This window comes from Neobacillus camarae (assembly GCF_054950115.1).
Genome location: NZ_JBUCKX010000001.1, coordinates 262,761 through 277,922 on the forward strand (window position 1 = coordinate 262,761; position 15,162 = coordinate 277,922).

A 15,162-nucleotide genomic window follows, 5' to 3' on the forward strand; every position below is an offset into this window, starting at 1 on the left:
CAAGCGTTTTGTGCTTGTTCCGAGGGCGCTTCCGCTTTTCTAAAAAAATTTAAGAAAATCTTAAGATTTATAGTAAAGTAAAGTTAAGATTTTACCATTATTATCTAGGACATGAAGAACTTTGGAAAGCAGGGGGAGTATGGATCCATATTATGTACTTGTGGTTGATGATGAAAAGGAAATTCGCGAAGCGATTGAAATTTATTTAAAAAATGAAGGCGTTACTGTTCTGAAAGCAAAGGATGGAATTGAAGCGTTAGAAATCTTACATGAACATCCGGTTCATCTGATTATATTAGATGTCATGATGCCGAGGCTGGACGGGATTTCTGCTACATATAAAATTCGTGAAGAGAAAAATATTCCAATCATTATTTTAAGCGCCAAGAGTGAGGACACCGATAAGATTTTAGGGTTGCAGGTAGGGGCTGATGACTATGTAACCAAGCCTTTCAACCCGATGGAACTGGTCGCAAGGGTCAAATCCCAGCTAAGAAGATATGTGACGCTTGGCACGTTTGAGGGCGTCAAAAAGGTCATTGATTTACATGGTCTTGTTTTAGACCCATCAGCAAAAGAGGTAACAGTAAATGGGGAACCCGTCAAGCTGACACCGATTGAATATAAAATCGTAGAATTGCTGATGACGAATGCCGGACGGGTGTTTTCCATAGACGAGATTTATGAACGGGTTTGGAAAGAACCCGGTTATAATGCGGAAAACACGGTGGCTGTCCACATCCGGAAAATCCGTGAAAAGATTGAAATTGATCCAAAAAATCCAAGATATTTAAAGGTGGTATGGGGGATTGGATACAAAATGGAAAAATAGATTCATCATGGGGGCATGGACGTTCTTGGTTTCGTTTGGGTTAAGCGGTATCCTTGCAGCCTTCATGTACGGCAGCCATTACATACATAGGGATTATTTTCACACGCCTGAATTCCAGAGTGAAGTGGATCAATTTGCCGGCTATTTAAGTACCTTCAAACTGTATGACCTTTCATTGGAAGAGGCAAAGAAAGCCATCACCGTAACTAAAGAGGATATTGATGAACACCGTTATCGGTATGGCACACTCCCGGAACAGGTCGATAACATCAAAGCCCAATATGAAGAGAGAATCCAGGGGGCCATTGACGCTGGAAACAAGGAAGCAGAAGATGCTTTTAAGGCTGAACGTGATGCCAAGATTGAGGACATCACCAATAATTTCAAGAGTGACGACTATGTCCGGCCAAAGGTTGTTAAAGAAAAAGAAGACCAACTGGAAAAATACTATAAACAAAGAGAATCTTTGCGCTCGGAATTTGAACGCTATAACGATGCCTTTCAATACGATTTCAAAAATACGGAAACCAAAAAAGAATATACGGATCTGCCAAAGTCAGGAGCAGAAGCACCAAAAGTGCATATGAATCAAAAAAATACCCTTTTTTTAACCAACATGACTATAGGAAGGGATTATGCCATCAATTACAGTGTTGGAGGTTATGAGCCTCTACTGGATTCCATCCTTCCGACAACAGCAACGACTTTTGAAGGGAAGATTGCAATACCTCTATCTTTATCAACGGCAAATCCGTTTATGGTCGAATATGAAAAATATAAGCGGAATCAATGGCTGCTTCTAATTTATGCCATCTCAGGGGTTATCACCCTGCTGTTCAGTTTATTGATGTTAAAAAAATCTAAAGCTTTTCCTGCTACAGTAGAAAAGTGGCGCCCTTACTATAATAAGCTGCCGCTCGATGTAAGAGGGCTGTTGTTTATGCTGACCGGTATAGGAGTCATCTCAGCTATTTTCTTTGTTAGCAGCCAAACAGAATATGTATTGGAAATTCCAACTGATGCGGTTGAAAACGTGGCCGGCCTAATTGTTGCTTCCTGCTGCATGTACTATACGTATTTACAGTGGAAATACCTAACCTCGAGCGTAAAGGATTGGCAGAAGGTCAAAGCGGAATGGAAACAGGGACTGCTTTTTAAAGCATGGAAGAAATTCAGTCAGTTAGCAGCAAAAATATTTAAGAGTTTTCAAGCCGCATTTTTAAATCAAACAGCTGGCATACAGATTTTGATAGTTTTAATCCTGATCTATGGTTTGGGGACAGCTGCCGTCATGACCATCATCCATCCTGTTTTTATTCTTATGTATCTGATCCTCATAGGGGGTATCGGCGTTCCATTGGCCCTTATTGTGGTTCATAAAATTGCTTATTTTAACCGGATTGTTGAAAAAACAAAAGAAATCGCTTCAGGGAAATTAGGAGATAACCTTGATGTGTCCGGAAAAACGGCGCTGGCCACGCTGGCTGGAAACATTAATGTATTAAAGCAGGGCTACAAGCACTCACAAAACGAGCAAGCAAAAAGTGAACGCCTGAAAACAGAATTGATTACCAATGTCAGTCATGATTTGAGGACACCGTTGACATCGATTATTACTTATACAGAACTGTTGAAAAACAATGATGTTTCGGACGGGGACAAGGCTGCCTATCTGGAGATTATTGACCGGAAATCCAAACGGTTAAAGGTGCTGATTGACGATTTGTTCGAGGTGTCCAAAATGGCGAGCGGTAATATCAAGTTAAATAAAGAGAAAGTGGATCTGGTGCAGCTTTTGCAGCAGGCACTAGGGGAATACGACGATATTATTAATGATTCCAGCCTGCAGTTTCGGGTAGCTAATACTGAAAAGCCTATTTTTGCACTGGTGGATGGGCAAAAGATGTGGCGGGTTTTTGATAATCTAATAGGAAATATCCTAAAATATTCACTGGAAAATTCGCGGGTTTATATTAGGATTTCAAAAGAGAATGGCCACGCGATAATTACTTTTAAGAATGTCTCCAAATATGAGCTCAATGATAATAGTGAGGAGTTGTTCGAACGATTTAAACGGGGAGATACCTCACGGCATACGGAGGGCTCCGGGTTGGGGCTGGCCATTGCTAAATCGATTGTCGACCTGCATGAAGGGAGGCTCGATATTGAGACAGATGGCGATTTGTTTAAAGTCAGTATCCTTTTAAAGCTGGAGGAATGATTTCCGTCTTCCTTCAAGCCGAAAGGACAAGATGGGAGAGGAAAACAGATGTGTGTCATAAATTTTTCTGAAATTTACAGTCAGTATTATAAACGGCTTTATCATATAAGTTACTCGATCACAAGGGACCTTCATCTGGCGGAGGATATCGTGCAAGAAACATTTATCAAAGCCCTGAAAAAGGCGGACACAATTGAAGAGCACACGAAAATCGGGGCATGGCTGTCTGTGATTGCCACCCGAACCGCCATCGACTTTATCAGGGCCGAACGGAAAAAGAAAGGAATTCTGATGGAGAAGGATATGCTCGAAAGCTTGGGGAAAGAGATGAAACACAACGTCGAGGAGGAAGTCGAAACCGGCATGATGGCCGAACAGGTGAGCTGTGCCATCAGTAAACTGAATCATGAATATCAGGATGTCCTGATGCTCAAGATTGGCCACGGTTTAAAGGAGCACGAGATTGCCCGTGCCCTTGATTTAAATCCAAACACCGTCAAAACTAGAATTTACCGGGCAAGGAGACAATTAAAACAGCTGTTTTTAAAACAGCTAAGTGCCTAGGAACTATTATTGTTGTACGGCTTTCGCTGATTGGCTGCTTCTTGTTCCATAATATCGAAAAAACGGATAACCATTAAAAAAGCTGCGAAAGCAGCTTTTTTAATGGTTTCAATATCCTTTTGAATAACTGACTAAATTGACGGACGGCGTTCTTCCTGCAAGATAATCTTTTAAATTAGGAATCAAAATATTCTCGACAACCCGCTGATTATAATGCTCGGTTGCCCCTGAAGTGTGAGGCGTGACAATAACATTCTCCATTTCCCACAATGGACTTTCTGCTGTTAACGGTTCCGTTTCAAACACATCCAATCCGGCGCCGGCAATCGTCCCCTGTTTTAGTGCAGCGATCAACTCTTCCTCCACGACTATTTCACCGCGGCCGATATTAATGAAAAAGGCGGAAGGTCTCATCAACTGAAATTGATTGATGCCAAATAGATGGTGGGTCTCTTTTGTATGCGGCAAGGTTACGACCACATACTCACATTGCGGCAAGATTTGATCCAGCTGGTCTATCGTGTACATTTCATCAACAAACTCGGCGGGCTTGCCGGAGTGTCTAACACCAAGGACCTTCATGCCAAAAGCCTTGGCAATCTTCGCGGTCTCCCCGCCAATGGCTCCAACCCCAATAATCCCAATGGTTTTTTCATGGATTTCTAGTTTCAGATTGGCGTGATGCCATGTTTTTGTCTGCTGGTTTTTCACATAAGTATGTATTTTTCTCGTTAACCCCAGCATTAAGGCAAAAATTGTTTCCGATATCGGATAGCTGTGGACCCCATTGGCGCTTGTTAATAAGACATCGGCTTCCTGAAATCTTTCAAGCGGAAGCGAATCTACTCCGGCACTCCACGTTTGCAGCCATTTAAGTTTGGATTCAGGACCGAGGCAGTATTCATCCAATCCCCGCTTCCAGCCTGCAATCACTTCTGCATCCCTTACATGCTCTTGCCAAACTTCTTTTTCCTTGGAAGCAATCAGCTCCCAATCAGGAATAGTTTCTTTGATCTGTCGGAACAAATCCTCACTCAGGTTCTGGGTAACTACTAGTTTTCTATTTGCCAAATTTCTTCCTCCACTTCTTTTGAATTTGATAGTTTAATGATAACAGCTTTATGGTTGAAATGGGTTGTAAAATAAAAATCCAGGCCAAATAGCCGGCCTGGAAACCCATGAATCTATGAAGATAGAATCCTTAAATATCTTCTCTTCTGCGATGTTGAACCTTTAATGCAATCATCCCTGCCAGAACAAGAGCCAATCCAGCAGCCATGTAATTGAAAATAGGCGTAGCGGTAACTGGAAGTACATTTCCAGTTGTGGCAGCTGCAGTACTTGTGCTTGCAGGTGCTGAAGTTGTGTTAGTTGTTGGTGCAGCTGTTGTATTAGTTTGTGTAGGAGTTACATTATTGCTTCCCCCGGTGTTAGGCGCAGGATCAGGAGTATTGTTTGTATCAGGATTCGGTTTCAGGTCTTCCTTTTTGATGTTTGTTATATTAATCTTTTCAATATCCACATCGCCGCACTCATCTTTTGCCAGAACAGTGTATACCCCATTTTCTGTCACTTGGAAGGAAGAAGTGTCAATCACGGTTCCCTGATCTGCAAAATCTTCACTAGCTTTATCCCCTGAAAGCCATTTTAAGGATTGTACTGTTCCTGAATGGACCTGAACAGAAATCGTAACAGGTCCATTCGTGATTTCTTCTGGTGTGGATGTTAAGAAAATATCCAGTTCTTCCTTAGGCGGAAAAATCTGTCCAAGAATAGTGTCCGCAAGTTGGGCTAAAGCCTTATGGCCTGCAGCAGTTGGATGAATTCCCAGATTAAGAGATTCAATTTCATTATTCTGGACGTATTTTGATTGCTTTCCGGCAAAAGCTGTATAGGCATCTGCCAAATAGACATTATCTTTAGAAATAGTATTGTAAGTCAATGAGTTAATATTCCCCACCAGTGCATCAACAAGATCATAAAAATTATTTTGTTCGTTAACTGGGTTGTAAAGATTATATAAAATTATGGGGGCATCCCCGTTTAGCTCATTTATTTTATCAATCGTCCCAATTATATTTTGTCTTAGTTCAGGAACAATAGACGCAGCTTGTCCACTAAGAGTTGCCAAAAATGTTGGATCATTTAATAAATTTGGATCAATAGTTTGAGAATCAAGATTTAATGATTCAATAAAATTAATTAAATCATTCCCGCCTATGTACAGAGTCACAACATCCGCGTTGGCAATGGCACTTGCATTTTGTGGATTCGATAATGAAGCATATAGCTCACCTGAAGTCATTCCTGATACCCCTAGGTTTGTAACAGTATTGTTCCCAGGTTGGGTGATTAAATTTGGAAAAGGCTTCTCATTAGCTCCAAGTCCATATCCTGCGGTGATCGAGTCCCCTAATGCAACTACGCTACAATGACACGGGTCGCCTTTTGCCAATGCAAATGACGAAAAAAATGTGCTAAATACCAACATCACCGTGAAAAGAATAGAAATTTGTTTAAACTTCACCTTCATTCCTCCAATTTGTGTAATTTGTCCAACAAATTTATTATAGGTGTCTTTTTTTGGAAGTTTCAATGAATACTAATCTTCAAATTGTGCTAAAAGTCCTGATATTTTCGGACTAGCAGCTATTAAACGACACGCTTCGACGGTATCTGATATATAGGGTGGGACTTATAGATAGTTCCTTTTCAGGGTAATGGAAGTTATTTACAAATTCTGTTGAATCATATCCTAGATTTGTAGAATAACCTATCCAAATCGTAGAATCCTAATTACCATTAAAAGAATTCTGCCAAAATCGCCGTTGAGTACTCTTCCATCAATACTATTAATGTAAATGGTGGAATTTTAAGTAAATAAATATTCAAAAAAGAGTGCCCAATTTGCTACAATAGAGGTAGGCTGTAACTGGAAGGAGTGATTATGCTCCAATTTAAAGATAACATCACCCTGGTTGATTGCATCGTAACCGAGGAAACCGCTTTAAACGAAGCCTTAGGGCTCAATCACACAAATCCTCTTAACACTCCTATTAGACAATACATAAAGAATCGAGTCGAAACGATAAAAATCGATACTCCTATGAAAAAAATCAGCTTCACCATAAACTGAGCAGTGTAAGCCCAAGCTTTGTCGCAGGCTCTTGGTTTTGCAGCTAAATCCACAAAAAGTAAGCGTTATCATCTGCGAAGGAGAGGTAACTAAACATGAAACATCCCTATTTAAATGAAGACCATGAAATTTTTCGAAAGTCTTTAAGAAAGTTTTTGGAAAAAGAAGCATATCCCTTTTATGAACAATGGGAAGAGGACAGGATGATTCCCCGTGCCCTGTGGCGAAAAATGGGTGAACAGGGCTTCCTGTGTCCGGATGTGGAAGAAAAATACGGAGGGAGCGGGGGGGACTGGGGCTTTAATGTGATCATCAACGAAGAACTGGAACGGGTTGGTTCTGGTTTGGTGGGAATGGGGCTTCACAGTGATATTGTGATTCCGTATATTACCGCCTACGGCACAGAAGAACAAAAACATCGCTGGCTGCCGAAATGTGTCACTGGCGAAATCATTACGGCAATCGCCATGACTGAGCCAGGCACCGGGTCAGACCTGGCCAATATAAAAACCACAGCCAAGCTGGAGGGTGACCATTATATTGTCAATGGCCAAAAAACGTTTATTACTAACGGAATCCAATCTGATCTGGTGGTTGTCGTCGTAAAAACAGACCCACAGGCGGTGCCAAAACATAAAGGCATAAGCCTGCTGGTCATTGAACGCGATACGCCTGGATTTTCGAGGGGCCGTAAGTTGAATAAGGTGGGTCTGCATTGCCAAGATACTGCCGAATTAATTTTTGAAGATTGCCGGGTTCCCAAAGAGAATCTGCTTGGGGAGGAAGGCAAAGGCTTTCTTTATTTAATGGAAAAACTTCAGCAGGAACGGCTTTTGGTTGCCATTTGTGCCCAGACAGCTTCAGAAGTGATGCTCCAGCTGACGATCGACTATGTCAAGAGCCGTGAAGCCTTTGGCAAACCAATCAGCCAGTTTCAAAATACCCAGTTTAAGATCGTCGAAATGGCAGCCGATGTCCAAATGGGCCGGGCCTTCTTGGACCAGTTGATTGCTGAACATATGGAAGGGCAGAATGTCGTGACCAAAGTGTCGATGGCCAAATGGAAGCTGACGGATATCGCCAAACGAATTGCCTCGGAAAGCATGCAGCTTCATGGCGGTTACGGATATATGGAAGAATACGAGATTGCCAGACGGTTCCGCGACATTCAGGTTTCCAGCATTTATGCCGGAACCAATGAAATTATGAAAACAATTGTGGCTAAAAATCTAGGTTTATAAGAAAGGATGATGAACATGCGTGAAGTAGTGATTGTAGAGGGAGTTCGTACACCGGTAGGCAGGAGAAATGGCGTGTTAAAGGACATTCGTCCAGATGAATTAGCAGCATTAGCATTGAAGGAATTGGTGAATCGGGCAGGAATCGACCCTGCCATTATAGATGACGTCATTCTAGGGTGTGTCACCCAATCTGGCGAACAGGCAGGTGATATTGCAAGGGTAGCGGCTTTAATTGCAGGCTATCCAATTGAAGTACCAGGGACAACCGTCGACCGCCAGTGCGGCTCCAGCCAGCAAGCAGTCCATTTTGCCGCTCAGGCGATTCTAGCAGGGGATATGGATGTGGTTGTCGCAGGCGGTGTGGAAAGCATGAGCCGGGTACCGATGGGCTCTAATTATATGGGGGCAGAAGAACCGTTCAGCCCGAAATTAAGAGAAAAGTATGAAATGATCCATCAAGGGTTGTCGGCCGAGCGGATTGCTGAACGATATGGATTTACCCGTGAGGATCTAGACCGGTTCTCGCTTGAAAGCCATCTAAGAGCAGTAAAGGCCCAGGAAGAAGGCTATTTTGACCGCGAAATCTTCCCTATTGAAGTCAAAGTTCCAGACGGGACAACAGCTGTGATCAAAGAAGATTCAGGTCCAAGGAAAGATACTTCTTTAGAAAAACTGGCCACTTTGAGAACTTCTTTCCTGGAGGATGGCGTGATTCACGCGGGAAACTCCAGCCAAATCAGTGACGGGGCGGCTGCCGTATTGCTGATGTCACGGGAGAAAGCGGAAGAATTGGGATTAAAACCTCGTTTCCGGGTGAAAACCCGCGTTGTGGTGGGAGATGATCCGACCATGATGCTGCTCGGGCCGATCCCAGCCACTAAAAAAGCGCTTGAGAAATCAGGATTGTCCATTGAGGATATCGATGTCTTTGAAGTAAACGAAGCCTTCGCACCAGTACCTCTTGCTTGGCTGAAGGAAACAGGGGCCGACCCTGCCAAGCTTAACCCGAATGGCGGAGCGATTGCCCTCGGCCATCCACTGGGAGGCAGCGGGGCAAGATTAATGGTCACGATGATGCACGAGCTGGAGCGTTCCGGCGGCCGTTATGGCTTGCAGACGATGTGCGAAGGTCATGGAATGGCCAATGCCACCATTATTGAGCGTTTAGACTAAATAATATATGGCCATGAAGCATTGACAAAAAATCAGGCACCAAAGGCAATCGGTCCATCCGATTGCCTTTCATTAAAATATGGAGGAGATGTTATGGGTCCAACAATTGGCAAAATCTTCGATTTAACCGTCCAAAAATATCCAAACAAAGAAGCAATTTATGACGTGCGGAAAAATGTCCGCTACACGTACAAGGAATGGAGCGAGCAGGTTAACCGTTTAGCCAATGCCCTTTTAAAGCAGGGGGTAAAAAAAGGAGACTGTGTTTCCACGTTCCTCTTTAACACGGAGGAATTAGGAACGGCCTTTTTTGCCTGTGCCAAAATTGGTGCCATTTTTAACCCGATAAATTTCCGGCTAGTCCCGGAGGAAGTTGCGTTTATTTTATCGGATGCCGCCCCAAAGGTAGTTCTTTTTGAAAAAGCATTGGAGCCAGTGATCGCGGCAATTGAGAACCGGTTTGAGACCATCTCCTTCTGGTTTATTGATGATGAAACGCCTGCCTATGCCGCCAGCTATCGGGAAAAACTGGCGGAAGCTTCAACTGGGAATGTACAGGGAGATGTTACCGAAAACGATATTTATGCGTTTATTTACACGAGCGGGACAACCGGCAGGCCGAAGGGTGTTATGCATTCCCATCGAAACATGGTGGACCAAAGCATGCTGTGTATTGCCTCCCAAAAGCTGAGAACAACGGATGTCGGTCTGGTGACGGCACCGATGTTCCATTGTGCTGAACTCCACTGCGCGTTTCTGCCAAGGGTGCATTCAGGGGCAAAAAATGTCATCCTTCATCAATTTAATCCCAAAGCCATTCTTGGGCTGATTGGCCAAGAGAAAATAACCAAGTTCTTTGCGGCACCGACCATGTGGAATATGCTGCTCCAAGAAGATTTAAGCCAATATGATATCTCCAGTTTAAATCTTGGACTATATGGTGCTGCTCCAATGGCCCCATCCATGGTTCATGCGCTCCATGACCGGTTCGGCATTTCTTTAGTGCAAGCCTATGGCATGACCGAAATGGGTCCGGCGATTACCTTCTTGTCTGAGGCCGACCAGCTGCGCAAGGCAGGTTCGGCCGGTCAGGCAGCCCTAAGTCACGATATTCGGATTGTCAGGACGAAAGAGGACGGCCCATCCGAACCTGACGATGTGGTACCGGCCGGTGAAACCGGTGAGATTATCGTCCAGGGTCCCTGCATGATGTTGGGGTATTACAACCGCGAGGATGCGACAGAAAAGGCCATGTACAAAGGCTGGTACCATTCTGGGGACATTGGATACATGGACGATGAGGGCTTTCTTTACGTAAACGACCGTGTGGACGACATGATTATTAGCGGCGGCGAAAACATTTATCCCCGCGAGGTGGAAGACTTGCTGCATAGCCACCCGGGAATTCTCGACGTTGCGGTTGTTGGACAGCCGGATGACCGATGGGGCGAAACGGTTACCGCTTTTGTGGTCAAAAAGGATTCCAATCTGACAGACCAACAGTTAGATGAATTTTGCAAAACAAGTAACAAGTTAGCTAATTATAAGCGCCCAAGGAAATATATTTTCTGTGAGTCATTGCCACGGAACGCAAGCGGAAAAATTCAAAAATTCATTTTGAGGAAGCAGTTGGAGGATCTGTTTACACAGGGGTAATCGGTGAGGACTTCGCGCAAGTCGGAATTACTTTTCCGCGAGTTGGAGCTATCCCATCCGCAAGTAGGGAGAGTGCATCCGCAAGTTGTCGGCTCCTAAGCACAAGTTGAACCCATTCCTCCCAATAGAATTAGAAAGGAAACCAATATATGTTAAACGGAATCAGAGTCATCGATTTTACAAACTACCTTCCTGGCCCCTTTGCCACGCTCCGCTTAGCCGATTTAGGCGCGGAAATCATTAAGGTAGAGCCACCGGAAGGGGACCCGTCCCGGCATACGGGCACGACCAATCATGGAACAGGCCTAGTGTTTCAAGCAAATAACCGCCAAAAAAAAAGTATTACACTTAACCTGAAGGAAAAGGAAGATGTTGAAACGGCTTTAAAGCTGATTTCACAAGCGGACGTGGTATTGGAAAGCTTCAGGCCAGGAGTCATGGAGAAGCTTGGTCTGGATTACCAAACCGTTCTTCAAGTGAAGCCTGATATCGTATACTGTTCGATAACCGGATATGGACAAATTGGAATGCTGAGCAGTCTGGGCGGGCATGACTTGAATTATATGGCATTAAGCGGGGTGCTGGCCCAATTCAAGGACCAGCAAGGCAGACCTGTCCATCCAACCATCACGTTAGCCGATTTTCTAGGAGGATACGCTGCCAACGAACGGATTCTGGCCGGTCTAGTTTCCAAGCACTTAACAGGCAGAGGAAGCTACCATTCCATTTCGATTACCGACCAGCTTATATCATTGCTGGGGAATCATGTATTGACCGAGCAACAACTGGGAACAGAAAACGGCGTTCCGGTTCTGGACGGGAGCGTCATCTGCTATGCGCTATATGAAACAAGTGATGGAAGATTTATGAGCATCGGTGCACTAGAGCCAAAGTTTTGGCGGAACTTCTGCCTGGCCCATGGCCGGGAGGACTGGTTGAATGCCCAATTTTCACAAGGAGATGGGGATAACCCCGTTTATCAAGAAATAACCGCACTTTTTAAACGGAAAACATTTTATGAATGGATTCAATTCTCCCAAAAAGTGGACTGCTGTTTAGCGCCTGTTTTGGAAATAGGGGAGCTTTATGAAAATCCCTATTTTAGAGAAAAGGAACTTGTTTTTGCGTCCTCTTGGGGGGACTATCAAGTAAAAATGCATAGTGACATCCCGCTGGATGCAGCCGCGCCGCCGCCAAGAAAAGACCAGCATAAACCGGAAATCTTAAAAAATATATTAGCTTAACAGTAAAAAGGACTGCCGTGATAAGCGGCAGTCTATTTGTTTTCACTTAACCTATTAAAATCAAAGTCTGAAAAAGATTCAAAGCGGACAGTTTTTTCATGAAAGCTTAAAAAAGACGTCACTTGATTAGGAACAACCAAGCATTTCATCCCCGCTTCAATAGCCGCTATGGAGCCATTCACGGAGTCTTCAATTGCTAACGACCGGCTCGGTTCGACTTGCATGTCTTGCAGGGCTTTCAAATAAAGAGCGGGATCGGGTTTTACCCTTGCGACATCTTCCTTCGTTTTTATAACTGAAAAATAATTCCAAAGGCCAAATTGCCTCAGGTATCCTTCGACCCAAGCTCTTGATGAACTGGAAGCGACGCCAAGCTTCAGACCCAGCTCCTTAGCTTCCTGCAATCGGTCTCTTACCCCGACACGCACTTCCAAATCACTTTTCTTTTCCTGAAATCGTTCATGAACCATTGATTCTATTTCCTGTTTATTGATTTCAGTTGAAGCTTGGTCTTCAATAAACTTAAATAATACTTCGTCCGTCGTGCCAATGACCTTGGCAAACACCTCGAGAGGAAGTTCAATACCGTATTGATGATGTAGCACTTCCTTATAAACATCGTACCAAACCGTTTCCGTATCAACAATGGTTCCATCAAAGTCAAAAATGACAGCTTCTAGCATCACTCAATCTCCTATTCTTTCTTATTTCTTTATAAAATATCATACTCATCAATACTATGGCTACTTGAGAGGTCCCCCTCTATACAGAGAGGGCTATTTTTTTCTGTTATTCGAATTTAGTAAATAATAGATTTTAAAAAAATGGAGCCAAGGGAGTATAATAGAATTATGAGATTTTCACTTCTTAAAGAACGGAGGAACAATTTTGTTTGAAAAGGCACTCCCCCTATTAAGCTCCTATTTTGGTTATCACTCCTTCAGGAAAGGCCAAGAGCAGGCAATCCAATCCATTTTAGCGGGTCAAAACACAATTTGCGTTATGCCGACCGGCGGAGGTAAATCGATTTGCTATCAAATCCCCGCATTGATTCTGCAAGGCACAACCGTCGTTATTTCCCCATTAATTTCATTGATGAAAGATCAGGTTGATTCCCTTGTCCAAGTGGGTATTCCAGCTACATTCATCAACAGTTCTCTAAGTTATCAAGAGGCAAACCAAAGGATTGAAGCGGCAAAACATGGAGCATACAAATTGTTGTACATAGCTCCGGAACGATTGGAGTCACCGGACTTTATTACGGACCTATGTGATATGGAAATCCAGCTAATCGCCGTTGATGAAGCCCATTGTATTTCCCAGTGGGGACATGATTTCCGTCCAAGCTACCGCCATATCCAGTATATGATTGACCGTCTGCCGGGACGGCCTAATCTCATGGCCTTAACCGCCACTGCAACTCCCAAGGTGCGGGAGGATATTTGCCAATTACTTGATATTGAAGAGCAAAACACGATTATTACCGGGTTCGAACGTGAAAATTTATCCTTTTCTGTCATTAAAGGTCAAGACCGGCTGAAATACCTAATCCGATACGTTAAACAAAATGAAAAAGAGGCGGGGATTATTTATGCCGCCACACGAAAGAATGTAGACCAGCTCTATGAAAGGCTCCGGAAGGAAAAAATTAAGGTGGCCAAGTACCACGCTGGAATGGGCGATCAAGAACGCAGTCAAGAACAAGAGCGATTTTTAACGGACGAAGCATCTGTTATGGTTGCCACTTCTGCCTTTGGGATGGGCATTGACAAATCCAATATTCGCTATGTGCTCCATTATCAGCTTCCAAAAAATATGGAAAGCTATTATCAGGAGGCCGGCCGTGCCGGACGTGATGGTCTCGATAGTGAATGTGTTTTACTCTATTCACCCCAAGACGTTCAAATTCAGCGATTTCTCATCGACCAGTCTAGTGATAGGGGCCGAATCACCCAGGAGCTGGACAAACTGCAGCAAATGACCGATTATTGCCATACCGAAAACTGTCTCCAGGAATTTATCCTCAATTATTTTGGTGAATCGGATACAGAGCCTTGCGGCAGGTGCGGGAACTGCACCGATTCCCGTGATAGTATCGATGTGACAAAGGAGACCCAAATGGTGCTGTCCTGTGTGATCAGGATGGGTCAGCGATATGGAAAGAACCTAACCGCCCAGGTATTAACGGGTTCTAAAAATAAAAAAGTGACGGAACTTGGATTTGATAAACTGTCCACCTACGGCATTATGAAGGATAGAGGGGCAAAAGAGGTCAGTGACTTTATTGAATTCCTTGTTTCCCAAGAACTGCTGGGGATTGAACAAGGACAATTTCCTACTCTCTATGTTTCTTCCGCAGGAAAAGACATTCTGCTCGGAAGCCGGAAAGTGACCCGCCGTGAAACAGCACAGGTCAAGCAGGTGGCGAAGGACGATCCATTATTTGAAGCATTACGAGAGGTGCGCAGACGGATTGCGGCCGATGAAAAAGTGCCGCCGTTTGTCATTTTTTCCGATGCGGCGCTCAAAGATATGTGCGCCAAACAGCCCAAGACAAACGAAGAGTTTCTGCAGGTCAGCGGGGTAGGGGAGCTTAAACTCCAGAAATACGGTCTTGAATTTCTACAAGCCATTCGCGCCTTCCATGAAACTAACCCGGGCTACGAAAGTGAATTCGAAGCAACGCCCAAGCAGGAGAAAAAGCCTGCCAAGAAAGCAGCCGGTGACTCTCATTTAGAAACGTTCAGGCTGCATAAAGACGGGATGACGGTTCAACAAATTGCAGAGAAGCGCGGGCTTGCGATAAGTACGGTAGAAAGCCATCTTCTCCAATGCGCCCAATTAAAGCTGGATGTTGACTATTCCTTGTTAATTCCTGGCGAGTACATCCCGTTATTGGAACAGGCGGTGGAAGAGGTCGGGCGTGATCGGTTGAAACCGATAAAGGAGCTGCTTCCTGAAGAAGTCAGTTATTTCGTAATTAAGGTTTACGTTTATTATGTAAGTAAGGCGAAAATAAACACTGTAATTGAATAAGTGAATGGGCTGCCCCACAGAACGGGAGTAGTCCTTTCAGAGAAAAAGGCTGTCAACCG

The 15,162-nt window shown here is 44.0% G+C and carries 11 protein-coding genes; 8 read left to right on the plus strand and 3 right to left on the minus strand.

The annotated features are described in order from the left end of the window. Nucleotides 1-139 precede the first annotated feature (139 nt). The 3 genes from ACY8D0_RS01240 to ACY8D0_RS01250 are packed head-to-tail and all read left to right on the plus strand — an operon-like array spanning nt 140 to nt 3,617. Nucleotides 140-832, plus strand: coding sequence for a response regulator transcription factor (locus ACY8D0_RS01240; protein WP_462408700.1), 693 nt, complete (start codon nt 140-142; stop codon nt 830-832). Further along, entirely contained in the window at nt 810-3,053 is a 2,244-nt protein-coding gene (locus tag ACY8D0_RS01245) for a histidine kinase dimerization/phospho-acceptor domain-containing protein (protein WP_462408701.1), read from the plus strand. Before ACY8D0_RS01240 ends, ACY8D0_RS01245 begins: the two co-directional genes overlap by 23 nt. A gap of 48 nt (nt 3,054-3,101) precedes the next feature. Further along, on the plus strand, nt 3,102-3,617 hold the full coding sequence (locus ACY8D0_RS01250) for an RNA polymerase sigma factor (protein WP_462408702.1): 516 nt from the start codon (nt 3,102-3,104) through the stop codon (nt 3,615-3,617). Nucleotides 3,618-3,725: 108 nt separating this feature from the next. Here the strand turns inward: ACY8D0_RS01250 and ACY8D0_RS01255 are convergent, their stop codons facing one another. Continuing rightward, complete coding sequence (locus ACY8D0_RS01255; RefSeq protein ID WP_462408703.1) at nt 3,726-4,688, minus strand: D-2-hydroxyacid dehydrogenase; 963 nt, start codon at nt 4,686-4,688, stop codon at nt 3,726-3,728. A gap of 130 nt (nt 4,689-4,818) precedes the next feature. Then, nucleotides 4,819-6,144: an SGNH/GDSL hydrolase family protein gene (locus ACY8D0_RS01260; RefSeq protein WP_462408704.1), complete on the minus strand. Its 1,326-nt coding sequence runs from the start codon at nt 6,142-6,144 to the stop codon at nt 4,819-4,821. Nucleotides 6,145-6,848: 704 nt separating this feature from the next. Here ACY8D0_RS01260 and ACY8D0_RS01265 point away from each other — a divergent pair. The 4 genes from ACY8D0_RS01265 to ACY8D0_RS01280 all read left to right on the plus strand — a co-directional run bounded on the left by ACY8D0_RS01265 (nt 6,849) and on the right by ACY8D0_RS01280 (nt 12,067). Then, the gene (locus ACY8D0_RS01265) at nt 6,849-7,994 is read left to right on the plus strand and encodes an acyl-CoA dehydrogenase family protein (RefSeq protein ID WP_462408705.1); all 1,146 of its coding nucleotides are present in this window, start codon (nt 6,849-6,851) and stop codon (nt 7,992-7,994) included. 15 nt (nt 7,995-8,009) lie between these two features. Then, nucleotides 8,010-9,167 (plus strand): thiolase family protein, encoded by a 1,158-nt coding sequence (locus ACY8D0_RS01270; RefSeq protein WP_462408706.1) that lies wholly within the window; start codon nt 8,010-8,012, stop codon nt 9,165-9,167. A 93-nt stretch (nt 9,168-9,260) separates the two neighbouring features. Then, nucleotides 9,261-10,823 carry a fatty acid--CoA ligase gene (locus ACY8D0_RS01275; protein WP_462408707.1) on the plus strand — a complete coding sequence of 521 codons (1,563 nt, stop codon included), beginning with the start codon at nt 9,261-9,263 and terminating at the stop codon, nt 10,821-10,823. Between the two features lie 149 nt (nt 10,824-10,972). Then, nucleotides 10,973-12,067 carry a CaiB/BaiF CoA transferase family protein gene (locus ACY8D0_RS01280; protein ID WP_462408708.1) on the plus strand — a complete coding sequence of 365 codons (1,095 nt, stop codon included), beginning with the start codon at nt 10,973-10,975 and terminating at the stop codon, nt 12,065-12,067. A gap of 32 nt (nt 12,068-12,099) precedes the next feature. On the opposite strand, the gene ACY8D0_RS01285 is transcribed toward ACY8D0_RS01280, so the two are convergent. Further along, on the minus strand, nt 12,100-12,750 hold the full coding sequence (locus ACY8D0_RS01285) for an HAD family hydrolase (protein WP_462408709.1): 651 nt from the start codon (nt 12,748-12,750) through the stop codon (nt 12,100-12,102). Nucleotides 12,751-12,955: 205 nt separating this feature from the next. On the opposite strand from ACY8D0_RS01285, the gene recQ reads away from it, so the two are divergent. After that, nucleotides 12,956-15,103 (plus strand): DNA helicase RecQ, encoded by a 2,148-nt coding sequence (gene recQ / locus ACY8D0_RS01290; RefSeq protein ID WP_462408710.1) that lies wholly within the window; start codon nt 12,956-12,958, stop codon nt 15,101-15,103. Nucleotides 15,104-15,162 lie beyond the last annotated feature (59 nt).